The 26,167-nt window shown below is 68.0% G+C and carries 21 protein-coding genes; 5 read left to right on the top strand and 16 right to left on the bottom strand.

Translation table 11 applies throughout. The features are described 5' to 3' along the window. Positions 1–33: 33 nt before the first annotated feature. Positions 34–2,127 (bottom strand): NAD-dependent DNA ligase LigA, encoded by a 2,094-nt coding sequence (gene ligA, locus VGI12_07465; protein ID HEY2432498.1) that lies wholly within the window; start codon positions 2,125–2,127, stop codon positions 34–36. 39 nt (positions 2,128–2,166) lie between these two features. Between ligA and VGI12_07460 the strand changes: the two genes are divergently transcribed. Continuing rightward, the gene (locus VGI12_07460) at positions 2,167–3,402 is read left to right on the top strand and encodes a TIGR00300 family protein (protein HEY2432497.1); all 1,236 of its coding nucleotides are present in this window, start codon (positions 2,167–2,169) and stop codon (positions 3,400–3,402) included. 21 nt (positions 3,403–3,423) lie between these two features. Here the strand turns inward: VGI12_07460 and VGI12_07455 are convergent, their stop codons facing one another. The 5 genes from VGI12_07455 to VGI12_07435 all read right to left on the bottom strand — a co-directional run bounded on the left by VGI12_07455 (position 3,424) and on the right by VGI12_07435 (position 9,306). Then, positions 3,424–4,431 (bottom strand): polyprenyl synthetase family protein, encoded by a 1,008-nt coding sequence (locus tag VGI12_07455; protein ID HEY2432496.1) that lies wholly within the window; start codon positions 4,429–4,431, stop codon positions 3,424–3,426. A 36-nt stretch (positions 4,432–4,467) separates the two neighbouring features. Continuing rightward, a complete protein-coding gene (locus VGI12_07450; GenBank protein ID HEY2432495.1) occupies positions 4,468–5,241 on the bottom strand; it encodes a TatD family hydrolase in 774 nt (257 codons plus the stop codon). 143 nt (positions 5,242–5,384) lie between these two features. After that, positions 5,385–7,421 carry a methionine--tRNA ligase gene (gene metG, locus VGI12_07445; protein HEY2432494.1) on the bottom strand — a complete coding sequence of 679 codons (2,037 nt, stop codon included), beginning with the start codon at positions 7,419–7,421 and terminating at the stop codon, positions 5,385–5,387. Between the two features lie 61 nt (positions 7,422–7,482). Continuing rightward, positions 7,483–8,685, bottom strand: a complete 1,203-nt coding sequence (gene larC / locus VGI12_07440) for a nickel pincer cofactor biosynthesis protein LarC (GenBank protein ID HEY2432493.1) — start codon at positions 8,683–8,685, stop codon at positions 7,483–7,485. Between the two features lie 3 nt (positions 8,686–8,688). Continuing rightward, complete coding sequence (locus VGI12_07435; GenBank protein HEY2432492.1) at positions 8,689–9,306, bottom strand: DUF4398 domain-containing protein; 618 nt, start codon at positions 9,304–9,306, stop codon at positions 8,689–8,691. 25 nt (positions 9,307–9,331) lie between these two features. Between VGI12_07435 and radC the strand changes: the two genes are divergently transcribed. Further along, positions 9,332–10,030, top strand: a complete 699-nt coding sequence (radC, locus tag VGI12_07430) for a DNA repair protein RadC (protein HEY2432491.1) — start codon at positions 9,332–9,334, stop codon at positions 10,028–10,030. 8 nt (positions 10,031–10,038) lie between these two features. Here the strand turns inward: radC and dapF are convergent, their stop codons facing one another. Beyond that, complete coding sequence (dapF, locus tag VGI12_07425; protein HEY2432490.1) at positions 10,039–10,824, bottom strand: diaminopimelate epimerase; 786 nt, start codon at positions 10,822–10,824, stop codon at positions 10,039–10,041. Positions 10,825–10,873: 49 nt separating this feature from the next. After that, positions 10,874–11,644, bottom strand: a complete 771-nt coding sequence (locus VGI12_07420; GenBank protein HEY2432489.1) for a class I SAM-dependent methyltransferase — start codon at positions 11,642–11,644, stop codon at positions 10,874–10,876. A 36-nt stretch (positions 11,645–11,680) separates the two neighbouring features. Between VGI12_07420 and VGI12_07415 the strand changes: the two genes are divergently transcribed. The 3 genes from VGI12_07415 to VGI12_07405 all read left to right on the top strand — a co-directional run bounded on the left by VGI12_07415 (position 11,681) and on the right by VGI12_07405 (position 15,582). Further along, positions 11,681–13,342, top strand: a complete 1,662-nt coding sequence (locus VGI12_07415; protein HEY2432488.1) for an FAD-dependent oxidoreductase — start codon at positions 11,681–11,683, stop codon at positions 13,340–13,342. Between the two features lie 128 nt (positions 13,343–13,470). Next, on the top strand, positions 13,471–14,397 hold the full coding sequence (locus tag VGI12_07410; protein HEY2432487.1) for a transporter: 927 nt from the start codon (positions 13,471–13,473) through the stop codon (positions 14,395–14,397). Between the two features lie 147 nt (positions 14,398–14,544). Further along, complete coding sequence (locus VGI12_07405) at positions 14,545–15,582, top strand: formylglycine-generating enzyme family protein (GenBank protein HEY2432486.1); 1,038 nt, start codon at positions 14,545–14,547, stop codon at positions 15,580–15,582. 137 nt (positions 15,583–15,719) lie between these two features. On the opposite strand, the gene VGI12_07400 is transcribed toward VGI12_07405, so the two are convergent. From VGI12_07400 to VGI12_07365, 8 genes are all read right to left on the bottom strand, one after another. Next, positions 15,720–16,112, bottom strand: coding sequence for an Ig-like domain-containing protein (locus VGI12_07400; protein HEY2432485.1), 393 nt, complete (start codon positions 16,110–16,112; stop codon positions 15,720–15,722). Between the two features lie 52 nt (positions 16,113–16,164). After that, positions 16,165–19,518 carry a hypothetical protein gene (locus tag VGI12_07395; GenBank protein ID HEY2432484.1) on the bottom strand — a complete coding sequence of 1,118 codons (3,354 nt, stop codon included), beginning with the start codon at positions 19,516–19,518 and terminating at the stop codon, positions 16,165–16,167. A gap of 62 nt (positions 19,519–19,580) precedes the next feature. Beyond that, positions 19,581–20,438: a hypothetical protein gene (locus VGI12_07390; GenBank protein ID HEY2432483.1), complete on the bottom strand. Its 858-nt coding sequence runs from the start codon at positions 20,436–20,438 to the stop codon at positions 19,581–19,583. Next, on the bottom strand, positions 20,435–21,232 hold the full coding sequence (gene ttcA, locus VGI12_07385; GenBank protein ID HEY2432482.1) for a tRNA 2-thiocytidine(32) synthetase TtcA: 798 nt from the start codon (positions 21,230–21,232) through the stop codon (positions 20,435–20,437). Before ttcA ends, VGI12_07390 begins: the two co-directional genes overlap by 4 nt. 7 nt (positions 21,233–21,239) lie before the next feature. Further along, positions 21,240–22,277: a glycosyltransferase family 4 protein gene (locus VGI12_07380; GenBank protein ID HEY2432481.1), complete on the bottom strand. Its 1,038-nt coding sequence runs from the start codon at positions 22,275–22,277 to the stop codon at positions 21,240–21,242. Between the two features lie 44 nt (positions 22,278–22,321). Further along, the gene (locus tag VGI12_07375; protein ID HEY2432480.1) at positions 22,322–24,190 is read right to left on the bottom strand and encodes a hypothetical protein; all 1,869 of its coding nucleotides are present in this window, start codon (positions 24,188–24,190) and stop codon (positions 22,322–22,324) included. Next, a complete protein-coding gene (locus tag VGI12_07370) occupies positions 24,187–25,425 on the bottom strand; it encodes a glycosyltransferase (protein ID HEY2432479.1) in 1,239 nt (412 codons plus the stop codon). Before VGI12_07370 ends, VGI12_07375 begins: the two co-directional genes overlap by 4 nt. Continuing rightward, positions 25,422–26,150: a DapH/DapD/GlmU-related protein gene (locus VGI12_07365; GenBank protein HEY2432478.1), complete on the bottom strand. Its 729-nt coding sequence runs from the start codon at positions 26,148–26,150 to the stop codon at positions 25,422–25,424. Before VGI12_07365 ends, VGI12_07370 begins: the two co-directional genes overlap by 4 nt. Between the last annotated feature and the right edge of the window lie 17 nt (positions 26,151–26,167).

The following is a 26,167-nucleotide window of genomic DNA, read 5'->3' as shown; positions in this document are numbered from 1 at the left end:
GACTGGTCACGGCTCCCAGTCGGCAGGGAGCGATTACCAGTTGCCAGTGTCTATCTTCTCGCGAAATGCGGTCTCGTCGAGCACCTGAATGCCAAGGTCCGTCGCCTTCTGCAGCTTGCTGCCGGCGTCTGCGCCCGCGACCACGTAAGCGGTCTTGCGGCTGACCGAACCGACTACCTTACCGCCGAGCTCCTGAATCATCCGGGTGGCCTCTTCGCGGGTCAACGTCGGCAGCGTCCCGGTCAGCACCAAGGTCTTGCCGTCAAGCGCCCCGGCGGCGGCCGCAGCCGGCGGCGGCTGCTGGCTTTCCATGTTGACCCCGGCGGCGGCCAGCTTCTCGACCAGGCCGCGGTTGTGCGGCTCCTCCGCGAACGCCCGAACCGACGCCGCCAGCACCGGACCGATCTCCGGGACGGCCTGCAGCGACGCGATCGGCGCGTCGAGCAGCGCCGGCATCGTGCGGAGGTGGCGGGCGAGCGTCGCCGCCGCCTTCTCGCCGACGTGGCGGATGCCCAGCGCGTAGACGAGCCGCGACAGATCGTTGTGCCGGCTGCGTTCGATCTGTTCGCAGACGTTGCGTCCGACCTTGCCCAGCTTTCGCGGCACCGCACGTTCGGAGCGCGGTTCGCGGGGAGCCACGACCAGCCCTTCGAGCTGCGCGGCGGTCAGGTGGTAGAGGTCGCCGAAGTCGCGCACCAGTCCCTGCTCGATCAGTTGATCGACCAGCGATTCGCCGAGCCCCTCGATGTTCATCGCGCCGCGCGACGCGAAGTGCTCGAGGCTCCGGCGCAGGCGGGCCGGACACGACGTGTTCTCGCAGCGCCAGACCACTTCCTCTTCGTCTCGCGACAGCGCGCTGCCGCACGCCGCGCAGTCCATCGGCATGACCCACGGCACGGAGTCGGCCGGACGCAGCCCGACGATCGGCGCCACCACGCGCGGGATGACGTCGCCGGCCTTCTCGATCACGACCGTATCCCCTTCGCGCAGGTCCTTCCGAGCGATGTCCTCGGCGTTGTGCAGCGTCGCCATCGAGATCGTCGAGCCGGCCACGAACACCGGATCGAGCACGGCGTAGGGCGTGTTGGCGCCGGTGCGCCCGACGTTGACGTCGATGCGCAGCAGCTTCGTCTGCGCCTGCTGGGCGGGAAACTTGTAGGCCGTCGCCCATCGCGGGAACTTCGCCGTGGCTCCCAGCTTCTCGCGCAGCTCCAGGTCGTCGACCTTGACGACGACCCCGTCGGTGTCGAAGTGGAGGCCCCGGCGCTTGTCCCCCCACTCGTTGACGAACGCCACGACCGCGTCGATGTTCTCGCATCGACGCCAATGCGGCTCAACCGGAAGACCCAGACGCTGCAGTGCCCGCAAGACCGCCGCATGCGACGACACGACCGGCGCCCCCTGATCCCCTTCCGCCGGCAGGAGCAGCGAGTCCCCTGGCCCCACCACCGTCTGGTAAGTAAACGCCGACAGCCGCCGCCTGGCCACCAGCGACGGCTCGAGATTGCGCATCGTCCCGGCCGCCGCGTTCCGGGGATTCTGAAAGAGCGGCTCGCCGAGCGCTTCCCGCTCGTGGTTCATTCGCTCGAACGAGACGCGCGGCAGGTACACTTCACCGCGCACTTCAAGGCGGCCCGGCATTCTCCGGGCGAGCGCCAGCGGAATCGCGCGGATCGTCCTGACATTGGGCGTGACGTCTTCGCCGAGCGTGCCGTCGCCGCGCGTCGCGCCACGGACCAGCACGCCGTCCTGATAGGTCAAGGCGATGCTGAGCCCGTCGATCTTCAACTCGGCCACGTAGGCGATCTGACCCGCGGCGGGACCGGCGCCCTTGCGCACCCGTTCGTCGAAGGCGCGCAGCTCCTCCTCGCTGTAGGCGTTGTCGAGACTGAGCAACGGCGTGAGATGTCGCACGGTCGAGAAGCCCTCGGTCGGCCGGCCGGCGACCCGCTGGGTGGGAGAATCGGACGTCACCAGATCCGGGTTCTCCGCCTCCAGCCGCTCGAGCTCGTGCAGCAGGCGATCGAACTCCTCGTCGGAGATCTCCGGCCTGTCGTGGACGTAGTAGAGCTCTTCGTGGCGTCGGATCTGCTGGCGGAGGCTGTCGAGACGCTGAGCGGGATCCATGCGGTCGAGCGTCCAGTGTACCTATAATTGACCCTCACCATGCAGCCGTCCGCCACCGTGGTCGCTCAAGGCCACCTGATCGACTCGCAGCTCCTGAGCGGCATCTTCGACGCGATCATCCACCGCGGAGGCGCCTTCGAGGTCCTCGCGTTCACGATCGGCCGCACCAACGACGAATACTCCCGGCTGACGCTGAAGGTGTCGGCCCCCGACGCCGGCGCTCTGAGCGCGCTCGTCGAGGCGCTGATTCCGCTCGGCTGCCATGCGGCCAGCGAACAGGACGCCGTCATCCGCGACGGCGACCGCGACGGCGCCGCCCCCGAGGACTTCTACTCGACCACGAACCAGCGGACCCAGGTCCGGGTCGGCGGGCTGTGGCTCGACGTCCGCAAACAGCGCATGGACGCCGCCGTCGTACTCACGGCCGACGGCGCCGAGTGCCGCAAGCTGCGTGATCTGCGCACCGGCGACCGCGTGGTCTGCGGGCTCGACGGCATCCGCGTCACGCCGGAATTCCGCGATCGCGATCGCGCCGATTTCACGTTCATGTCCAACGACGTGTCGTCGGAGCGGCGGGTCGAGGTGAGCGTGATGCGCATCGCGCGAATGATGCGCGACGTGAAGGCGGCCGGCCGGCGCATCGCGTTCGTCGCCGGACCCGTGGTCGTCCACACCGGCGGGGCCGCCTACTTCGCCCGGCTGATTCGCGCGGGCTTCGCCGACCTGCTCCTCGCCGGCAATGCGCTGGCGGTCCACGATGCCGAACAGGCGCTCTTCAACACCTCGCTGGGGGTCGACCTCGATGCCGGGGCGCCGGTCAGCGGCGGCCACCGCCACCACATGCGCGCGATCAACGCGGTCAACCGAGCCGGCGGCATCCGGGCCGCGGTCGATGCCGGAATCCTGACCAGCGGCATCATGGTCGAGTGCCACCGCGCGGGCGTCGAGGTCATCCTCGCAGGCAGCATCCGCGACGACGGGCCGCTGGCCGACACGATCACCGACATGACCGAGGCGCAGAATCGCTATACCGCCGCGCTGCAGGACGTCGGCATCGTCATCGTCCTGTCGACGATGCTGCACGGGATCGGGGTCGGGAACATGCTGCCGGCGTGGGTGCCGGTCGTGTGCGTCGACATCAACCCGGCGGTGGTCACCAAGCTGGCCGATCGGGGGTCGTCTCAAACGATGGGGCTGGTGACCGACGTCGGACTGTTCCTGCACCAGCTCGCGGCGCAGTTGGCGCCCGGCGAGGCGCCGGGACATGCCACGTAGCGAGAGGCGCGGGGGCCGGGACTACCGGTCCCTGGAGAGGACGTAGTCGGCGAGCGCCGTGAGGGCGTCGCGTTCGCGGCTCGGCGGGAAGATCTCGAGCGACGCCTTGGCCCTGCCGGCGTATTCGGTCGCCTTCGCGTAGGCGAGATCGGGCGTCCGGTGCTCGCGCAGCAGCGCGATGATCTGCCGCCACTGCTCCTTCGACACGGCGCGCTCGGAGACGACGCTGCGAATCAGGCGGCCGGCTTCCTCGCCGCCCCGTTCCCGCAGGTAGATGATCGGAAGCGTCACCTTGCCTTCGCGAAGATCGCCGCCGACCGGCTTGCCGAGGGCGGATTCCTCGGCGGTGTAGTCGAGCAGATCGTCGACGACCTGAAAGGCGACCCCGAGGTTGAAGCCGAACTCGCGGAGGGCGTGCTGCCGCTCCTTCGAGACGCCGCCCAGCAGGCCGCCGATTTCGGCGCAGCCGCCGAACAGGTAGGCCGTCTTGCGGCGGATGATCTCGAAATGCTCGTCCTCGGTGATGTCGACGTCGCCGGTCTTGGTGAGCTGGTAGAGCTCCCCTTCGATCATGCGGAGCGTCACGTCGCAGAGCAGCCGCACGATGTCGAGCGAGTCCTGCGTCAGCGCCATCGCCATCGACTTGATATAGAGGTAGTCGCCGAGCAGGACGGTGATGTCGTTGCCCCACCGCGAATGGACGGCCAGGCGGCCGCGCCGGACGTCGGCGCCGTCGATGATGTCGTCGTGGACGAGCGTGGCGGTGTGGATGAATTCGACGACCGAGGCGTTGAGGACGGCCTTGTCGCCGGTATAGCCGCTCAGGCGCGCCGCCATCAGCAGAACGGCCGGGCGCACGCGCTTGCCGCCGCTTTTCTGGATGTACTTCCCCATTTCGGGGATGAGCGCGACGCGCGACTGGATACGGCGCTCGAACTCCTGCTCGACGCGATCCAGATCGTCGCGGATCGGCTCGAAGATCTGCGCCAGATCCGCCGTCACGGGAAGGTTTTGCGCGAGTTCGCTCAAAGGGGTGTCGCCGGTTGCTGCTTCACAATATCAGACTCAGCACGGCCCGAAAAGGGCGTCGAAATTGAGGCTGGTCCGTTCGGCGACGTCCCCGGCCGAGGCGCCGCGCACGGCCGCCACCGCCGCCACCACGTGGGCCACGTGCGCCGGCTCGTTGCGCGTGCCGCGCCGCGGCACCGGCGCCAGGTAGGGACTGTCGGTTTCGACGAGCAGCCGGTTGTCCGGAACGAGCCGAGCCGCCTCGCGGATGCTCTCGGCTTTGGGGAACGTCACGATCCCCGAGAACGACACGTAGAAGCCGCAGTCGAGGGCGCGCCGCGCCATCGCGGCATCGCCCGTGAAGCAGTGGAACACCCCCCGGCCGACGCCGGCCTGCGCCAGCAGGTCGAAGGTGTCGTCGGTCGCCTCGCGGGTGTGGATGATCACCGGGTGCGCGAGCTCGGTGGCCAGCGCGAGCTGGGCCGCGAAGACGGCGCGCTGGACGTCGCGCTGCGCGAAATCGTAGTGATAGTCGAGGCCGATCTCGCCGACGCCGCACGAGGCGAACGCCCCGCCGTGCGCCGCGGCGACCGCGGCGGCCGCCTCCGGCCGCCCCGCGAACGCGCCGGCATTGTGCGGGTGCACCCCGCTCGCGAACCGGACCGCGCTCCACGACTCGCGGACGCGGCGGGCCCGCGCCGCTTCAGCCTCGTCGCCGGCCGACAGGATCACCAGCGCCGCGGTCAGGCCCGCATCCGTCGCGCGCGCCACCACGGCGTCGAGATCGCGCTCGAACGCCTCGTCGGCGAGGTGACAATGACTGTCGATCATTTGATCCGGGGGCTTCGCCCCGCGGACCCCCTACACGCTCGCTGGCGCGCCGCTTCGCCGGCGCGCGCCGTTGGCGTGGCTCGCCTCGCGACGCTCGCTCGCCTCACCATTCGCTCCGGGGCCTCACGCTCGGTCCATTCCGTCTACCGGATGCGCGAACCGGGCGGCACGTCACTTTCGAACGCGACGAGCGTCGGCTTCCCCCCTTCGGGACTGGCGGCGAGGATCATGCCGTTCGATTCGATCCCCATCAGCTTGGCCGGCTTGAGGTTGAACACGACGCCGACCGTCCGGCCGACGAGCTGCTCCGGCTCGTAGGCCTCGGCAATGCCGGCGACGAGCGTTCGCTGTTCGGTGCCCACGTCGATCGACAGCTTCATCAGCTTGCGCGAGTTGGGTACCTTTTCCGCCGTGAGCACCTTCGCCACACGCAGGTCGATCTTCATGAAGTCGTCGATGGTGATGCGGTTGTCGGCCGGTGGCGCCGCGGGTGCTGATGCGGGCGCGGCCGGGCCTGGATTCTGCTGTTCTGACACGTGGTTGCTCCTCATCGCGCGCCCGGCCGGCGTGCCTGCCGCGGCTGCGGCGGGCGCCACGTCCGGCGTTCCGGGTCCTTGTTTGTCGCCAGTCGATCCCTGCTTGTCGGTGCTCGTGCGCGCGCCGGTTGCGGCCGGGATGTCGGCCCGCGGCCACAGTGCCGCCCCCTTGAGCATGATCCGCTCGCCGCTGTTACGCCAGGCCGCGTCTTCGAGACGGAGGTCGGCGGCAGGCGTCCCTTCGCCGACGCGGCGCAGGATCTCGGCCGCCGAACGCGGGATGATCGGCAGCAGCAGCACGCCGGCGACGCGCACCGCCTCGGCGACGTCGAAGAGCACCTGGCTGAGCCGCGCCGCGTTCGCCTCGTCCTTCGCCAGCTTCCAGGGTTCCGTCTCGGCGATGTACTCGTTGGCCGCGTCGACGAGCCGGAACGCTGCCGCCGCGCCCTGCTCGAGCGCGAAGGCATCCATGCCGCGGCGATACGTGGCCAGGGCGCCCGCGGCCGCGTCCGCCAGACGTCCGGGCTCGCCGGACGGCGCGAGGCGACCGCCGCGATACTTCTCCGCCATCGTCGCCGTCCGGCTGACCAGGTTCCCCAGGTTATTGGCCAGGTCGACGTTGTAGCGCTCGTGAAACCGCGACCACGAAAAATCGCCGTCGCCGCCGTAGGTCACTTCCTTCACCAGGTACAGACGCAGGGGATCAACGCCGTGGCTGGCGGCGGCCTCGTTCGGATCGATGACGTTGCCGAGCGACTTGCTCATGCGCTGGCCTTCCACCGTCATGAACCCGTGACCGAACACCTGCGACGGGAGTTCGAGCCCCGCCGCCATCAGCATCGCCGGCCAGATCACCGTGTGAAAGCGGGTGATGTCCTTGCCGATGACGTGCAGGTCGGCCGGCCACCACCGCGCAGCCTTCGCGGCGTCGGTGCCGAAGCCCGCCGCCGCGGCGTAGTTGATGAGCGCGTCGAACCAGACGTAGACGACGCTCTGCGGATCGTCCGGGACGGGAATGCCCCAGGACTGCCCGGCGCGGCTGATCGAGATGTCCTCGAGGCCGCCCTCGACGAGCCGCAGGATTTCATTGCGCCGTACGTCGGGCTCGATGAACTCCGGGTGCGCGGCGTAGTGGCGCAGCAGCGGCTGCTGATACTTGGAGAGACGGAAAAAATGGTTCTTCTCCCTGATCCACTCGACAGTCGAATGGAGCGGGCACTTGCCGTCGACGAGATCCTTGTCCTGCTTGAACGCTTCGCAGCCGACGCAGTACCAGCCCTCGTAGTAGCCTTCGTAGACGTCGCCCGCGGCGGCAATCCGGCGCACGAACTCCTGCACCGCCGCGGCGTGCCGCGGCTGGGTGGTTCGTATGAAGTCGTCGTAGGAAATGTCGAGCAGATCCCAGGCGGCCCGGAATTCCCGCTCCATCTGATCGCAGTACGCGACCGGATCCATCCCCTGTTCTCTGGCGCGGCGAAAGACATTCTGCGAATGCTCATCGTTGCCCATCACGAACAACGTCTCGAAACCCGCGAGACGCTTGTAACGGGCGATGACGTCGGCGGTGATCTTCTCGTAGGCCGTGCCCAGGTGCGGCGAGCTGTTGACGTAGTCGATCGCCGTCGTCAGATAGAACCGGGGCATCCGAACAAGTTTATGTGGAAATTTGGAAATGTGGAAATGTGGAGAGGCTCACATCTCCACATCAACGGCCGCGCGCGTGCCAGGCGGCCGCCTGCACTTCCTTGATCGGCACGCTCTGCTCGGCCGCCAATCGTTCGCAGTCGTCGAACTCGGGAGCGGCGTTCAGCTCGCGTCCGTCGCGTCGCGCCACCTTGAAGCGGACGCTGCCGTACGGCGTCTGCACGGTTTCGACCGTCCGTTCCAGGCAGCAGCGTTCCATCTCCTGATAGCGCACGCCGATCGTCGTGGACTCACGAAACAGCACGTCGGTCAGTGCCCCGCGCGACGCAGGTCTGGCCAAGACGGTCACGAGCGTGCCGGGACGGCCTTTCTTCATCTGCACCGGCGTATAGAACACGTCGAGTGCGCCATGCGCAAGCAGGCGCTGCATCAGCGGTCCGAAGAGTTGCGGATTCATGTCGTCGATCTCGCAGGCGATCGTGAGAATCGTCTCGGTGTCGGACGGTCGCGGGGCGACGCCCGACGTGCGCGTCTGTGGCGTTCGCGTGCCGCTCACCATCCTGAGCACGTTGGGCGTGTCTGTCGGATCGCGATCGCCGGCACCATAGGCGATCTTCGACATCGTCATCGCCGGCAGCGGACCATAGGCCTTCGCATAGGTGGTCACCAGCAGCGCGCCGGTCGGCGTCACCAACTCCGACGTGCCATTGCCGTAGACCGGCACGCCTTCGAGCAGCCGGGCGGTGGCGGGCGCCGGCACGGGAAACACGCCGTGCGCGCACCGCACCCTCCCGCCGCCCACGTTCAGCGGGGACGCCTCGATGTCGTCGAAGCCGAGATACTCGAACCCGAAGACGGCCCCCGCGATGTCGATGATCGAATCGAGGGCGCCCACCTCGTGCAGATGCACCTTCTCGATCGGCGTCCCATGGATCGCCGCTTCGGCCGCGGCGAGGCGCTCGAACATGTGGATCGCCCGATCCTGCCCGGCTGCTGACAGTGACGAGCGCTGGATCGCTTTGACGATGCCCTTGAGGTGGTAGTGCGCGTGCGTGCCAGACGCCGTCTTCTCGCGGGTATCGGTGAGGCGGAACTTCCTGGCCGTCACTCCCGCGCGTGTGACGACGTCGGCGCCGACGTCGCCGAATTCGAGCGCCAGGCTGCCGAGTGCGGCGCGCAGCGCGTCGAGCGGAAGACCAAGATCGAGAAGCGCCCCGAGCACCATGTCGCCGGACGCGCCTGAAAAACAATCAAGGTACAGCATCGGTCAGTGCCGTCGCCGGGTGGCTCTGCCATGCTGCGGAATCGCTTGCACGGCTTTCGCGGCAAGATCGAGCTTTTCGCGTACTGTCACCAGCGTCGCTTCCGCGTCCGTTGTATTCCCACCATCGAGCCGTCTGCGCGCTTCTTGCAAGGTCCCTTTCGCCGCGTCGAGCGCCTCCCGGGCAGTGCGCAGTTGCTGCGCCGGGACGCGAGCCGACTCGGCGGCATGCAGATCCGCTTCGAGAATCGATCCGCGTTGCGCGGCGGTCGCGTACTCGGCCTCCGCCGAGGCCTTCTGCCGCGTCCTGGCTGCGGCGACGAGCGCCGTGGCTTCGGCTGCCCGCTGACGGGCGTCGATCGCGTAGCTGAGCGCCTGACGGTAGTCGCGCTGATCGACCGACGCGCGGGCTTTCTGCAGCGTTTCTGTCGCGCCCGCGTACTCCGCAGCCGCGCCAGTGTCGGCGCCGGCGGCGCGGGCGGCGTCGATCGCCGACTGCGCCTGATCGATTTCTTTCTGGGGGGGTTCGGAGCAGGCCGCGGCCGCCAGCAGCAACAGTCCGATCAACGCACGGCGCACAGGGAAAACCGTATCACGAAGGGCACGAAGGACGGCGAAGGACACGCAGGAACGAAGGAACCGAAGGAACATGAAGACGGTTGCGACTCACGACCGGCCGCGCGAGAAGCTCGCGCGCGCCGGGTCGGCGGCTCTTGGCGACAACGAGCTGCTCGCGATCGTGCTCGGGCACGGCGTGCCGAACGCGGGCGCGCTCGAGCTGGCCAACGCGGTGCTGCACGCGGTCGGCGGCCTGCACGCGCTGGCGCGCTGCTCGTCGGACGAGTTGCGGCGCGTGCCGGGCATCGGGGTGGCGCGCGCCGCGCAGTTGATCGCGGCCGTCGAGGCGGGCCGGCGCACGCTGCTGCGGGGCCGTCGCGAGCGTCTGCTGATCGCCTCCGCGACCGACGCGGCGCGGGTGCTGGTGCCGCAGTTCGGGGTGAAGCCGGTCGAGCACTTCGGCGTGCTGCTGCTCGACACGCGCCACCAGATGCTGCGCACCACGCTCGTATCTGTCGGTACGCTCGACGCCAGCATCGTTCACCCGCGCGAGGTGTTCCGCGAGGCAGCGGTCGCCGGCGCGGCGGCGATCATCCTCTTCCACAACCACCCCTCGGGCGATCCACGTCCGAGCAGCGACGACGTGGCGCTGACACTACGGTTGATGAAGGCCGGCGAGATCATGGGGATTGCGGTGATCGACCATCTCATCCTGGTCGACCGCGGGTTCCGCAGCCTGCGTGAATCGCGCGACATTCTGCCGCCCGAAGGCACCGCGCGCCAGGTGTGACGTACGCCTCAGTCCGACGTCAACCGCCGCGCTTCGAATACCAGCTCGGCCCATCCGGTCAGATAGAGACCGGCCTCCGTCCATTCCACGCGCTGCGTCCCGCCCGGCGACGTCACCCGCAGATCGCGCGAGGCGCCGCCGTACGCCATGGCCGCCACCGCCGACGCACAGGCGCCGGTACCCGACGCCTGGGTCGGTCCGACGCCACGCTCCCAGATCAGCATGCGAACCTGGTCGGGCGCCTCGACCTCGGCGAGTTCCACGTTGCTGCCGTGCGGGAAGATCGGATGGACGGCGAGCTGCGCCGCGATCGTGTGCAGGCGCTCGTGCGTCACCGCGCCGAGGACGACGCACTGCGGATTACCGACTCGCAGCGTGATCGCGTCAACCGGCGTACCGCCGACATCGATCGTCCGCCGCTGGAGATCCTCGGGCGGCCCCATCGCAGCACGAAACAGATAGCGCGGTCCCTCGACGGCGAGCAGCTCCAGCGCCTTGACGCCGGCGTCGGTCTCGATGTCGATCCGACCTCCTGCCGGGAGTCCGTTCTCACGCGCCAGCCACGCCGCCAGGCAGCGGAGACCATTGCCCGACACCTCGGAATAGCTGCCATCCGCGTTGAGCAGATCCATACGGCCGGACGTCGTGAAGACGATGAGCCCGTCGGCGCCGCAGCCGCGATGGCGATCGCACAATGCGCGCGCCAGCGATGCGCGATCCGCACCGGCTGGAATCTGATCGGCGGCCGCCAGCAGGAAGTCGTTGCCGTAGGCGTGTCCCTTGACCAGCCTCACAGGCCCTCCCACGTCGCGCGGCGCCGGATGGGGCGCATCGGCGTCATCTCTATCCCCGGCGCTCTTTGGTGCAGAACGCCAGCAGGTGCCAGCCGAAGCGGCGCACCCACGCGCGCGGCAGAGCGTTGAAAGTGCCGACGAAGCAGGTGTTGAAGGCCAACCCCTTCCAGCCGCCGTGCAGGCGCGATTTCACCGGAAACCGCTCCGCCACCAGGCGCACGTCGCGGAATCCGCCGAGGAGCGCCCGGAATTCCTTCGCGCTGTAGCGCTCGAGCACTGGCGCGTCCTCGTGTTCGAGCGGCACCTTCATCACCTTCGACAGCGCGTTGAGCCACGAGATGCGGTTGTAGACCTGGAAGATCGCAGTTCCGCCAGGCCGCAGCACGCGGCGGCATTCCTCGACCAGCGCCGTGTCGTCGGCGGTGTACTGGACGACGCCGTGCGCGAATACCAGGTCAAAGGTGTCGTCCTCGAAGGGCAGCCGTTCGCCGTCGGCTTCCCGCAGGTCTGCCTCCAGCCCCTGCTGCGCGAAGTTCTGCCTGGCGAGCGCGATGGCTGACGACGAGACATCGACGCCGGCGCCGAGCGCGCCCCCTTTGACGAATCGCGCCAGATCGGTGCCGGCGCCACAGCCGACGTCGAGCACCCGCTTGCCGCGATAGGCGTCGAAGTCGATCAGCCTCGGCAGGTGATGCAGCTTCTCGAAGTGATACTGATCCAGATCCTGAAAGAACTCGCGGGTGCCCGGCTGGTGAGCACTGACGTCGAGATCGTGGATGTGGGCGTTCCAGTAGTCCCGGACCTGTGTGATCGTGGCCATGCGTCGAGTCGCGAGACGCTACTATATATTCACCCTGTGGAGCGCCGAGACTTTCACGCCCTCGCCAACGCTCAGTACGACATCCTCGTGGTCGGCGGCGGCATCCACGGCCTCGCGACGGCGCTCGCGGCGGCGCGGCGGGGCGTCTCGGTCGCGCTGATCGACAAGGCGGACTTCGCCGCCTCGACCTCGTTCAACCATCAGCGGACCGCGCACGGCGGACTGCGGTCGCTGCAGACCGGACGGCTGCGGCACGCGCGCGAAGCGATCCTGGAACGGCGGGCGCTCGCCGGCATGGCGCCGCGCCTGCTGCGCCCGCTCCCCTTTCTCGTCGGTACCTATCGCTCGCTGGTCAGGAGTCGACTGGCGCTGCACGCCGCGTTCCGGATCGACGCCTGGCTCGGACGCGACCGCAACGTCGGCGTCGAACCGGAGCTGCACCTGCCGCCCGCCAGACTCGTCTCGCGCGCCGCGACCCTGAAGCTCTTCCCCGGCATCCGGCAGGAGGGTCTCACCGGCGGCGCCAACTGGTACGACTATCAGATGGTGCTCGCCAACCGTCTCAGCCTCGCGTTTGCCGAGGGCGCGGCCGCGCACGGCGCGCGGCTGGTCAACTACGCCGCGGCCATCGCCGCAGTCAAGGACCATGGCAAGGTCGCCGGCATGCGGGTGCGCGACGCGCTGAGCGGCGAGGAGCTCGAGGTGCGTGCCAAGCTGACGATCAATGCCGCCGGTGCCCACGCCGGCGAGATCATGCGGCTGTTCGGCGTCGCCCGAGAGCTGCCGCTCCTCAAGGCCATGAACCTGGTGACGTCGAAGCCCGCGAGCGACATGGCGCTGGCGGCTCGCGGACCGTCGGGCGCGATGCTGACCCTGACGCCGTGGCACGGCCGCGCGATGGTCGGCACTTTTCAGTCGGCGCGCGTCCAGCAGCCGTCCGACCTCGCTGTGGGGCCGGAGGAAATCGATGCCATGGTGGCGGCGGCGAACGCGGCATTCCCCGCGTTGCGCCTGACCCGCGACGAAGTGACGCTCGTCCACCGCGGCATCGTGCCGGCGCAGCAGCGGCGGGACGGCTCGGCCGCGCTGCTCGCGTCGCCGCAGATCATCGATCACGACGCGGAGGGTTCCGGCGGAGCGCTGACGGTTGTCGGGGTCAAGTACACGACCGCGCGCGCGACCGGCGCGAAGGCCGCCGACGCGGCAATCCGGCGCCTGGGCCAGCCGTCGCTCCGACCCGCGCGCGAGCCGATCGCCGTGCTGCCAGGGGCAGGCATCGCCGACCACGAGGCCTTGGTGATCGAGACCGCCCGCGCCGCCGGCCTCGAGCTGTCGCCGGCGATCGTCAGCCACCTCACCAGCGTCTACGGCGACCGCTCGGCGCCGATCGTACGGCTGATGGCCGAGCGGACCGACTGGCGCATGCCGCTCGTGCCCGGCCGGCCGTCGGTCGGCGCGGAAGTCGTCCATGCGATCCGCCACGAGATGGCGATCACGCTCGCCGACATCGTGATCCGGCGGATGGAGCTCGGCGCGATGCACCATCCAGGCCCTGAACTCGCCGCCGCGGCCGCGCGCATCGCCGCCGACGAACTGGCGTGGCCGGCGGATCGCCGGGCTCGTGAGATTGCCTCGATCGACGCGTTCTACCGCGGCGCAGGCTCTCCCCCGTCCACCGCGCCACCTCGGCCGCTCTGACATCCGGCCGCACGTCGTCTCCCGGGACTCCACGATGGCGACGGCGGAGATTCTCCGGCATGTCGGAGCGCGTGCCGAAAACCGCATAGACTGCTTGCGGATCTCCCGACGAGACTGACACGAGACCGATGCGGAACCTGCTGATCGCCCTTGTACTCGCAAGCACCGTAGCCAACCCTGGCGTGGCGCGTGCGCAGGACATGGAACCGCGCGCCTACTCGGCATCTCCCGTCGGCGTGAACTTCCTCGTCGTCAGCTACAGCCGATCCACCGGCAGCGTCGTCTTCGATCCGTCGCTGCCGATCACCGACGCCCAGGCCACCGTCGAAGCGACCGCCGCCGGTCTCGGCCACACCTTCAATCTGTTTGGCAAGCTGGGACTCCTCAGCGTGGCAGTGCCGTATGTGCTCGGCGACGTGACGGGAAACGTCGGGGAGGATCGCCGGGAAGTGACACGTTCTGGCCTCGCCGACTCGCGCGTCAGGCTGTCGATGAATTTCCGCGGCAATGATGCGATGTCGCCGCGCGAGTTCGCCGCGGCGCCGCGGCGTGTCGTCCTTGGCGCGAGCCTGACGACAACCGTGCCGGCGAGTCAGTACAGCAGCACGAAGCTCATCAACCTCGGCACCAATCGCTGGAGTCTGAAGCCGGAGTTCGGCGTCTCGGTGCCGCGCGGCCACTGGGATCTCGACGCCTACGTCGGCGGGTGGCTCTACTTCGACAACCCGGACTCGTATCCCGGCGGCGTCGCGCGATCGCAGGATCCGATTCTCACCCTTCAGGGACACGCCAGTTACACCATCCGGCGCGGGTTCTGGATCGCTGGCGACGGGACCTGGTATCGCGGCGGCAGCGCGCAGACGACCGGCGGCACGCCGTCGGCGCCGCTGAACAACGCGCGCGTCGGCGCGACGATGTCACTGCCGGTGAAGACGCGCTACACGCTGAAGGTCGCGTACACGTCCGGGATCGTCGAACGCACCGGTACGAATTTCCGCACCGTCTCGGTCGCGTGGCAGACAGTGTGGCTCAGCCCGCGCTGGTCCGGCCGCTGACGTGGCGGTTGCCGAAATGGCAGAGACCGTCTGGCGTACCAACCCGCGCGATGAGACCTCGCCATGAGACGAGCTGCACTCGGCGCGATCGTCGGTGCAATCGCCGTGGTGGCGCTCATGGCGTCTGTCCGTTGGCGGGCTTCAACAATGACCACTGCGGTTGCGCTTTCGCCGCCGCCGGCCGGCGTTTCTGAAATCGGCTTTCGCGACACGGTGCCGAACACCGCTGTCCCGCCCGCTGCGGCGCCACACGGGATGGTCTGGATTCCGGGTGGCGAGTTCTCGATGGGCGCCGTCGACCCGCCGCAGATGGACGACGTCGGCATGCAGGCCTCGCGCGATGCCCGGCCGATCCACCGCGCGCATGTCGACGGTTTCTTCATGGACACAACGGACGTGACCAACGCGCAGTTCGCGTCATTCGTGAAGGCGACCGGCTACGTCACCGTCGCGGAGCGCAAGCCGCGCCCCGACGACTTTCCCGGCGCGCCTCCCGAGAATCTCGTCGCCGGCTCGGTGGTCTTCTCGCCGCCGGATCATCCGGTGCCGCTCGACAACCATTTGCAGTGGTGGAGCTACGTCGCGGGCGCGAACTGGCGCCATCCGCTCGGACCATCGAGCGACCTCACTGGCAAGGACGACTATCCCGTCGTTCACGTCGCCTACGAAGACGCTGAGGCATATGCGAAGTGGGCGGGCAAGCGTCTGCCGACGGAAGCGGAATGGGAATTCGCCGCGCGTGGCGGCCTCAGTGGCAAGCCGTTTGTGTGGGGCGACGACTTCCGCCCCGCCGGCAAGTGGATGGCGAACACGCATCAGGGGCATTTTCCCGATCACGACACCGGCGAAGACGGCCGCGCCGGCCTGATGCCAGTCGCGCAGTTCGCGCCCAACGGCTATGGCTTGTACGACATGGCCGGCAATGCCTGGCAGTGGACGAGCGACTGGTATCGCGACGACGCCTACGCCCAGCTGGTCGCCGCCGGCGGCGTCGCGCGCAATCCGCGCGGTCCCTCGTCGTCGTTCGATCCGTCGGAGCCGGGACACCAGAAGAAGGTGCAGCGCGGCGGATCGTTTCTCTGCACCGATCAGTACTGCTCGCGCTACATGGTGGGGACGCGCGGCAAAGGGGACGTCGACACGGGCACGAACCACCTGGGCTTCCGTTGCGTCAAGAGTTCATAGGAAACGCGGGCGCAGCAGCCCGGGGCATTCCTGCGCGGGTGGGAGCCGCGACGCGGAAGGACGGGAACCGCGTCTGTCCTGGGGCTCGCTGAGGTCGCGCGGCTGCGACTCCTGCTGCCAGGCTGGGGGCCGCCGGCCTACTTCCCCGGCGTCAAGGTCGACCCGGCGATGGTCACGGCGGCCTGCGCCGTGTGGACGGGAGTCGCGACGCTGACCGCCGTCACGATGACCGCGCCCGGCGCCTGCGCCGTCAGGATGCCATTGGTGTCGATCGTCGCCAGGCCCGTGGGCGCCACCGACCACGTCACGGACCGGTCCGAAACTCCCGTCGGCAGCACCGTCCCGGTGAACTGCTGCGTCTGCCCCACCGTCAACTGCGCCGCGACTGGCGAGATCGTCACCGACTCCACGGATGTGCCCGTCGGGTTCAGAAGCTTGGTCAGCTCGTCGCAACCGCTCGGGCAGCCGGAGGCCGCCATGCAGGTGAGAAGAAGGACCAGAATCCAGACGCGGCGTGGAATCGTGCGCATTAAGTCGAGAGATAGACTACCCGATTCACCCTCCGCCGACCACCCCAATGCCCTACTTGATCGCCGGCAGCTTCCCCTCCATCGCCCTGTTGAAGGCCTGGAGATCGGTCGACTGGAGCCGCTCGAACTCGGTCCGTGCGGTGGCGAGCTCCTTCTCGATGACCTCCAGCACCTGCATCTGGGTGTCGGTCGGCTTGTAGTCGATGCTGCCCGCCTCGTCGCTCGCCCCCTGCCCGACCCCGCCGCTCAGCCAGATCAGGTTCATGTAGACCTTGTAGGCCTCGGGGAAATACTTGTCGTCGCTGTGGATCTCCGAGCGCGACACGAGGCGGTTCTCGGTCGCCCAGATCTTCGCGTCCAGATCCTTGATCGCCTTGAGAATGGCCGGCTTGCTGGCGTTCGCCTTGGCGTGATCTTCGAGCGCGCGCCGCCAGACTTCCATTCTGTTTACCATCGTCGAGGTATCGCTGATGTCGTCGCGGATGCGCATCTGCGTTCGCGTCGACACCATCAGATCCTCGTCAGAAGTCGGGACGGCGGGATCCTTCAGCACCTCGAACGGCGCCGTCAGTGCCTGCCCGTTGACGGTGAAGCGGACCTGATACTTGCCTGGCGCCGCCATCGGAATGCCGGTTTGCGGCGTGATCCCCCAGTGCGTGATGCGGCGGACCTGGACGTCCTTGAACCGCTCCTCTTCCCAGATATGCGGATTGTCGGGCGGGGTCGTCAGGAGCTCGACGAGCTTCGGCGCGTCGAGCGCCAGATCCCAGTTGATGCCGTTGAGCCCCTGATGGAGCGTCACCGTCTGCGTCCGCACCGGCTTGCCGCCTACGTCCAGAATCTCCATCTTCACCGGCTCTGTCGGGGCGGCCGGCAGATAGATCTGGAAGTGCGGGCGGTCGGCCTGCACGTAGACGCTGCGCGCCAGTCGGAAAATCGGCGCCGGGTCGTAGAGTTTCGCCGACGCCGGCGGCGGCGGATTCGGCTGTCCGTTCTGCTCGAACATCGTGATGTTCGGCAGGATGAAGAGGCCGCGGCCGTAGGTCGAGATGACGACGTCGTGGAAGCGCGGCTCGACGGTGATCCAGCTGACCGGCGCGGGCGGCAGGCCGTCCTTGAACGGCGTCCACGTGCCGCCGTCGTCCATCGAGTAGTAGAACGCGTGCGCGCTACCGGCGAACAGCATGCCGCGCTTGTTCGGATTGCCCGACATCGACAGGATGTAGTCCAGGTTGTGGCCGGTCGGGATGTTGCCGTTGATCTTCTTCCAGGTCTTCCCGTAGTCGGTCGTCTTGTAGATGTAGGGCTTGCGGTCGTCCATCAGATGGAGCGAGACCGCCACGTAGGCTTCCGCCGGATCGAAGGTGGACGGCCAGATCTGGTTGAACGCGCCCCAGGGCGGCAGATCGGTGAAGTTCTTCGTGACGTCATTCCAGGTCCGGCCGCCGTTGTCCGTGTTCCACAACTTGCCGTCGTTGGTGCCGGCCCAGATGAGTCCCTGCTTGATCTTCGAGTACTCGATCGACCACACGACTTCGCCGTCGTACTGGCCGAGGTTGTCGCCGACGAGACCACCGTTCGAGACCACCTTCGACGGATCCTTGGTCGAGAGATCCGGGCTCAACTCGGTCCACGACTGGCCGTTGTTCGAGGTCTTCAGAATCAGCTGGCATCCGTAGAGGACGTTGCGCGTGTCGAACGGATCGATCGCCATCGGCGCGGTCCAGTGGCAGCGATACTTCGTCTCTTCGGGCGGCGCGTCGAGCGTGACCATCCACGGCTCGATCGAGCGCGCGGTGCCGGTCTTGGCATCCCAGCGCGTCACCTTGTTACCGTAGCAGCTCGCAAAGACGATGTCGGCATTGTCGGGCTGCGGAATCGTGAAGCCCGACTCACAGCCGCCGATGTTGGGCTGCCACGGCGGGTTGCTGGTGGCGCGATAGCCGCGCCCGACGCCGGCACACGGATTGTCGGCCGGCGCCGGAGGAGGCGCCGCGCCGCGACGGCCACCGCCGCGCCCGCCACGCCCCAACCCGGCCGCGCTCACCGGCATGGCGCTCCCCTCGGGCAGGCAGCCGTTGCCGGTTTCCTCGGTGCTGGTCGAGGGTCCGCGCATCGTGCCGTCGTCCTGGCGGTTGCTGTAGATCCAGTACGGAACGCGGTTGTCGACGTGCACGTGGTACATCTGGCCATTCGGCAGGCGGATCGACTGCGGACCGTTCGGCGTGTTGATCGAGCCGCCGCCGTCGTCGACGAGGACGTAGCGCTTCGGATCTTTCGGATCGATCCAGACGTCGTGGCAGTCGCCGCAGCTCGCCTGTCCCTGCGTAAAGGCGAACGCCTGCGCGCCGCCGCCGTTGCCGCTGAACGTCTTGCCGCCATTCTGCGAGCGATGCATCGAGCTCGACATGATGAAGACGTCGTCAGGGTTTTGCGGGTTGACGACCATCCGTATGTAGTAGCCGGCCCGGCCAATCAGCGATCGATCCCAGCTGACCACGTTCCAGGTCGCGCCCGCATCGTCCGACCGCCAGACCGAGCCCTGGTTCGCCGTCTGGATGAGCGCATACATGCGATGGCTGTCCGACGGCGCGATCTGGACGTCGATCTTGCCGACATCCGGCCTGGGCAGGCCCTTGGTCAGCTTCGTCCACGTGGCGCCGGCATCCTTCGTCAGGTAGACCCCGCTGCCCGGACCGCCGCTGAACTGACCCCAGGTGTGCTGCTCGGCCTGCCAGGTGCCGGCCAGCAGAATATTCGGGTCCTTCTGATCGATCGAGAGCCCGGAGCAGCCGGTCTTCTGATCGACGAACAGGCTCCGCTTCCACGTGGTGCCGCCGTCGGTCGATTTGAAGACGCCCCGCTCCTCCTGGGGACCGGTCATGCGGCCCGCCGCGCAGACATAGACGATGTTGGGATCGGTCGGGTGAACGATGACGCGTGAGATGCGGCCGGTTTCCGGCAGACCCATGTTCTTCCAGGTCTTGCCGGCGTCCTTCGACACGTAGACGCCATCACCCATGACGTCGCTGTAGCGGATGACCCACGATTCGCCGCTGCCGACCCACACGATGTTGGGATCGCTCGGTGCGACGGCGATGGCGCCGATGGCCGCAACCGGCTCGTCGTCGAAGATCGGCTCGAACGTCTGACCGCCGTTGACCGACTTCCACAAGCCGCCTGACGCCGACCCGAGATAGTAGACATTGGCATCGCCGGGTACGCCGGCGACACTTGCGATGCGGCCTGCCGCCGCTGGTCCCATGTAGCGAAACTTCAGCGGCTCCGGCGTCGTCGCCTGCTGCGGACCGGCGGGGCCGCCGCCGCGCTGTGCGACGGCGACACCCGAGAGTGTCAGCGCCGCAAGTATCGCCACCGAGATCCGGCGCCACGCAAAGATCCTCATCGCGTGTAACTATAGCAGTTCGTAGAACGCGGATCGCCGGTGTGGCGGCCCGCGCGGACGTTCTATTTCACTGTGAATGCCTTGAACACGTAGGTCACGCCGGCGGTGAAGCCGACGCTCGGATCGCGCGAGGTCATGCCGAACAGAATGCCGGCATCGAAGCGCGTGGTCCCACGGGTGATGCGGCCGCCGAGGCGCATCATCCCCCGGCCTTCGGTGCCGACCGGCGGCGTGCCGCCACGCGTGCTGGCGCGGCCGTTGACCTCGCCGACGATCTCGACGCCTTCCTTTACCGCGCGCGCGATCGACAGGCCGAAATCGAGCACGTCGTTCTGATTGTCGCCGCGGGTCGGGTCGCCAAGAATCCCGAGACCGATGTTGCCGACGATGCGGACCGAGCGTGCGGTCTTACCGACGAGCATCTGCACGTGAAAGTCGGTGGTGTCGAGTCCGAGGCCGCTCTCGTTGCCCGCGTTGGGCAGGCGCGTGGCGAAGCGGAGGCCGAACGAGGGGCGCGACGGCGTTTCGGACAGGACCCGGATCTTCGTCGCCACGACGATGTCGTCGACGTCGTGGGTCGAGTCGCCGGTCACCGTCACCATGCCGGCGAGCGGCGCAGGGCCGACGCCAGTATGCGAGATCGACAGGTGATCGTACGGCCCGCCGTCGATTTGCAGCTCGGCGATCGAGCTGAGGCCAAAGCTCAGGCCGAGCAGCGGCACGCGGAGGAGATTGCCCTGCAGTCCGGAGGTCGGATAGACGATGTCGTGCGAAAAATCGAAGCCCCCCTCGACCAGGATCATGCCGGCGCCGACCACCTCGGGATCCTCGGTGACGAGCGGCCGCTGCTGCGCCGCGGCCGGGACCGCCGTCAGCAGCGCAACCGCCAGGATAAACAGTCTTTCTCGCGCGCCGATCATCTGACCTCCGTGAGGTACTGGACGGTTGACAGCCGGGTGGCCGCCTTCTTCTCCGGCACCAGGAGGTGGCGCGGATGGACGTTACCGAGCGCCCGCATGATCGAGTTCTTCACGTCGGGGTGTTCGAGTTCGAGCTGTGCGACCAGGCTTTTCATGCGCTGCCGCTGCAGACTGAGGTCGCCGCAGGCGGGACAGCAGCAGCCGATGATCGGCAGATTCGAGGCCTTGGCATACTGGCGCGCCTCCGACTCGAGGACGTGGGCGAGCGGCCGGATGACGACATGCCTGCCGTTGTCCGAGACGAGCCGCGCGGGCATGGCCTTGATCGATCCCTGGAAGAAGACGTTCAGCAGCAGCGTCTCGATGAAGTCGTCGGCGTGGTGGCCGAGCGCAATCTTCGTCGCGCCGACGGTGTCGGCCAGGCGATAGAGGGCGCCGCGGCGGAGCCGGGCGCAGAGCGAGCACGGCGTCGCCCCCTCGTCGAGGATCTCCTCGATCGTCTCGCCGATGCTGGTGTGCTCGACGTGAAGCTCCCAGCCTCGTTCGGCGCACGCGTCGGTCAGCTTGTGGTGCTCGTAGCCGTCGTAGCCGGAGTCGATGTTGACGGCGACGATCGAGAACGTGATCGGCGCCCGCTTGCGGAGGACCTCGAGGATCTGGATGAGCGCCCAGCTGTCCTTGCCGCCGGAGAGCCCGACCATCACGCGATCGCCGTCCTCGATCAGCCTGTGCTCGACGATTACCTTGGTGACCTTCCTGGCGATCCGCGATTCGAGTTCGCTCGAGTAACTCATGGCGCTCTTATTGTAAGACGAGCGATCGGACGGTTTCGGGCCAGGTGAGGGTGGCGGCCGCGTCGTGCGCCGCATTCCCCATCCGCTCGGCGAGGGCGGCATCGTCGGCCAGACGCTGCATTGCCGCGGCCAGCGGCGCCGGCTCCGGCTCGGTCACCAGACCTGAGACGCCGTCCGCGACGAGCTCGGCCGGGCCGCCTGAGTCCCGGCACGTGATGACCGCCTTGCGCGAGGCAAACGCCTCGACCGTCACGAAGCCGTAGTCTTCCTGGAGCGGCGGGAATACGACCGCGCGGCAGCGCGCCAGCGCCTCGAGCATCTGCTCGTCGGTCAGCCTGCCGGCGAATCGCACGCGCGGGGCGACCCCCAGCTCCGCGGCGAGGCGCTCCAGCGCGGCACGCTCCTCGCCCACGCCCGCGATCGTGAGGGTGGCGCCGCCCGACGCCGGGTGTGCCACGGCACGAAGCACCAGGTCGGCGCGCTTGAGCGCCGTCAGGCGTGAGACGAAGAGGAGATCACCGTTGTACCCTTCGGTGCGGTAGTCGCGGTCAGGCGGCGGCGGGTAGAGCACGCTCGATCGTAGCGACGGCCAGATCTTCAGACGGTCCTGAATGGTGCGCGACTGCACGAAGAGCGCCGTCACGTGATGCTGCAACAGATAGCGGTCGGCGGCGTGAATCAGGGTCCGGCGGGCGCGTTCCTTGACGCGCCCACGGGGACTGAGCTGCGCCGAGAAACGCGGCCACAGGTCGTAGTACTCGCGCATCGTGTGGTTGAGCCAGCAGACGTGACGCGGGTGCCGCACCGCGTAGCTCGGATAGCGGAGACTGACGATCTGATCGACGCGACGTCCCTCGACGTGGGAGAGATCGGTGCGCCAGGTGTCGACATAGGCGCGCGCCTGGCGGCCGAATCCGTAGTCGGGCGTCACGACCAGCGCTGCGTCGTGCCCGGCCCGGGTCAACGCCGCGGTCAATTCGCGGGCGATCACCATGTGACCGCCTTCGGTCTGTGGCGGGCTCGACGTGACCACGGCGATCCGCATTCAGTATCTCTCACTCGCGGCGCTGGTTCGCTTCGCCCAAGGACTCAATGGCCGGGCACCAGCATCGGCTTGAGGCGCGCGCCGAGGTAGCGCGCGTCGTTCGCCGCCGGGTCGAAGAAGATTGGCGTGAAGCCTCCGCCCGTGTAGATGCGCACGTTGTAGAGGCGGGCGTCCTGCACTTCCTTCTCGTACGGCAGACCGCTTCCCGGCGAGACGGAGGTCTGCGTACTCTCCCCGGCATCGAGATGGACGCGCGTCTCGTGACCGTCGACCACGATGCGCAGATCGACCGGCACCGGCCCCGCCGCGACGGTCCAGTCGATGCGTGCGAGCGTTCCACCGACCTTGAAGACCAGGTCCGCGCGTGAATCGCCGCGGGTCCAGAAGCTTCGATCCGCCTCGCGGCCATACGCGTTGTCGTCGAGAAACGACACCAGAAAGGCAGGATCGGAGCCGGACACGTTGCCGAACTCGACCCGTGATCGCGCCTCCCCCTCCGAGAACACCGGCAGATCGTTCAGGAGGGTCAGCTCGATCGGCAGGGCGCGCAGGGGCCCCGCCTTGGCGAGGTCGGCTGGCCGGAACGACGCTGTGAAGGGGTTGAGCACCGCCGGCGCGACGAAGAGCGCGCCGACGATCCAGGGCACCAGCGCGGCGGCGATCGACTCCATCGCGGGCATCACGAACAGCATCACGCTGTAGCCGCCGAAGAAATAGCGGTTGCCGACCCCGCCGCCCGACCAGGTGTAGGGCGTGGCGATCAGAAACACGAGTCCCGACGCGAGCGCGGTCCCGAGCACGAGCCATTGCCACCCCGGCCTGCGTCGCGGCGCCGAGAGCATCAGCAGCATCGCGGAGAATCCCGGGAAGAAGTACGGCAGGAGTCCCGCGTAACGGCCGATGAAGAAGTACTCCAGATTGTGGAACAGATTCGACCGAAAGGTTCGCGGATTGAAGATCACCTGCGTCATCGCCGTGTCGCGCGACTTCGACACGCCGAGCTGGTGCACGGGTACGTCGTTCTGGAACGGGAACTCGTAGTAGTAGGCCTTGCGCACTTCCGGACCGCCGCCTTGGTAGTTCCAGTCGCCCGAGATCGCCATGTTGATCCCGAACAGCCCGCCGGCGACGACGAGAAACGCGGGAATGGCGAGAAAAAACCCGCTGGAGCTCACCCCCGCCTTCGCTCGCGAGAGCCGGAGGCGCGACATCCAGACAAGGCCCGGCGCGGCGAACAACAGCGCGTTGGTGATCTTCGAGAACGTCGCGATGCCCAGCAGCATCGCCATCGCGACGTCGCTCTTCGACGTGAAGAGCCACTGCGTGCCGCGCGGCGATCGCTCCGGCGCCGCGACCTCCTTGTAGAGCCAGCAGAAGTACGCCAGGAAGCACACCGAGAAGGTGAACACTTCCGGCATGATCTGCACGACATACACCGGGACCACGCTCGCCATCACGAACCCGGCCGCGAGGATCGCCGACGGCCACGCCGGCGCGCGGGCGTGGAGGAACAGATAGCCGCACACCAGCACCAGCGCCAGACAGACGACATTGAGCAGCAGGAACCCGTTGGTGCCGAACACGGCAATCAGCGGCGCGGCGAACAGCGGATAGATGAACGACTTGCCGTAGAAGAAACGGCTCCGCGCCGGATCGGGACGGCCGTCGATCTTGCTGCCGCGCTTGAGAAACACACCGGCCGGCCCCGACGGGAACTCGCGCCAGACCCGAACCAGATCTTCCTTGCGGTAGGTCAGGTCCCAGTCGTGGACGAGACTGAGTCCCTGCATGTAGTACGTAGCTTCGTCGCTCTTGAACCCGTAGGTGGCTCTCGGCACGTCGACCGTCAGCGCGAACGTGCCGTAGACGCACAGGAAGAGCGCCGCGACGACGAGCCCCGGCCTCAGGCTCACGCGCGCGATCCTTCAGCCAGACGCGACTCTTCGAGAAACGACAGATCGGCGTCCAGCACGCCGCGCCGGCGCGTCGGCCGCGACACCCGGTGCAGCAGGTCGTAGAGCCGTTCCATCTTGCGCACGAATGCCGCGATGCCGTACTGCTGGCCGGTGAGACGGGCGCGCGCCGACAAATCCGCGCGCAGCTCAGGTTCGTCGATCAGGCTCACGATCGCCGCCGCGAGAGCGTCGGCATTCCGCTTGGGAACGATCAGGGCGTCCTTCTGGTGGGTCAGCACGTCGACGAGGCCGTCGGCGTCGGTGGCGACGATCGGCTTCCCCATCGCGAGCGCCTCGAACACGGTGAGCGGCGTGCCTTCCCAGAGTGACGGAAACACTTCGACGTCGAATGCCGAGACAGTCCGGGCGACATCGCGGGTGAAGCCGCCGAACACGAACCGATCGCCGAGATCCAGCGCCTGCGCCCTCGCCTCGAGCGCCGGACGGAGCGGTCCTTCGCCGAACAGGTAGAAGCGCGTCTTCGGGCGCGCGGCGAGCACCGTGCGCGCGGCGTCGACGAGGTAGACGTTCCCTTTCGAGTCGTGCAGCCGGGTCACGGTGCCGACAACGCACTCATCGGGTGCGGCGCCGAGTTCGCGGCGGGCGGCGGCGATCTCGTCGGCGTCGCGCGGCCGGCTGAATTCCTCGAGGGGCACGCCCAGGTACACGACCTTGACGCGATCGGCCGGCATCTGCCGCTCGGTGACGACGAAGTCCGCCGTGCTCTTCGAGACGGCGATCGAGATGTCGGTGGCGGGCGCCAGCACCCGATCGGCGACCCTCGTCACCCACGTCGGACTGGCCGGCGTGCCAGTCAGGTTGGCGTGCTCGTGCAGGATCGTCGGGATGCCGCGCATCCACCCGGCCAGCCGCCCGAAAGTGGTCGCCCCGTAGCCGTGCAGGTGCAGGATGTCGGTCTGCTGGCGATCGATGACCTTGAGCAGCGCCGTCAGCGTGGCGGGATCGAACTTCGACTTGTGCAGGTAGGTGATGTCGATCCCCATCGACTCGAGCGTCTCTTCCGAGAGATCCTTCGTGCGGAGGCTGACGAGCGCGACGTTGTAGCGGGTCTGGTCGAAGCGCGGGATCATCCACGAGAACAGCCGCTTGACGCCGTGCATCCGCGAACCTTCCCAGCCGAGATGATCGCAGACCTGCAGGACGTTCAGGCGGCGGTCCGCCGCACCAGTCATCGCTGTCCCACCACGCGCGCCGGCACCCCAACCGCGATCGCGCCGGCCGCCACCGCCTCGCGGACGACCGCGCCGGCCCCGACGATCGCGCGGTCGCCGATGCTGACGCCGTCGAGGATCTTCGCGCCGGCGCCCAACCACGCGCCCGCGCCGATCGTCACCCCAGCCGACGTGCGGCCCTGCGCGAGCACGGCGGCCGCCGGATCGCTCCAATCGTGGTCGCCGCCGATCACGTAGCAGTAGGCGGCCAGCAAGGTATCCCGGCCGATACTGACGCGGCTGGCCGAAAACACCTCACAGTTGAACCCGACGTTGACGCCGTCTTCCAGGGTGATGTCGCCGTTCTTGCACGACAGGATCGAGTTGCGCCCGATGAACACACCGGACCCGATCGTAATCCCCTGATTGCCGGTCCCCTTGGCGTCGATCAGACAGTTGTCGTCGATCGCCACGTTGTCGCCGATCCGGATCTTGTGCGGGTGGCGGAGCACGACGTTCTGGCCGAACACGACATGGCGCCCGCAGGCGCCGAGCAGCGACGGGAAGAGCGTCTTGCGCATCGCCAGGCCGAGCGCGCCCGGCACGTTCTGGGAGAACAGCTGCACGAGTTCATAGTGCAGCAGCGCGCCCCAGCCGCGGCGGCCGACGACGAGCGCTGAGTACCGCTCGCGCGCGGACTGCCCGCCCTCGAACAGCTGGTCCTGGGCTCGCTGAATCTCCGGCATCTGATCGGCCTACATGA

It is taken from the genome of Vicinamibacterales bacterium, from assembly GCA_036496585.1.
Classification (GTDB): Bacteria; Acidobacteriota; Vicinamibacteria; order Vicinamibacterales; family 2-12-FULL-66-21; genus JAICSD01.
Note: the sequence above shows the minus strand (reverse complement) of the source record. Positions and strands in the feature narration are given on the sequence as shown.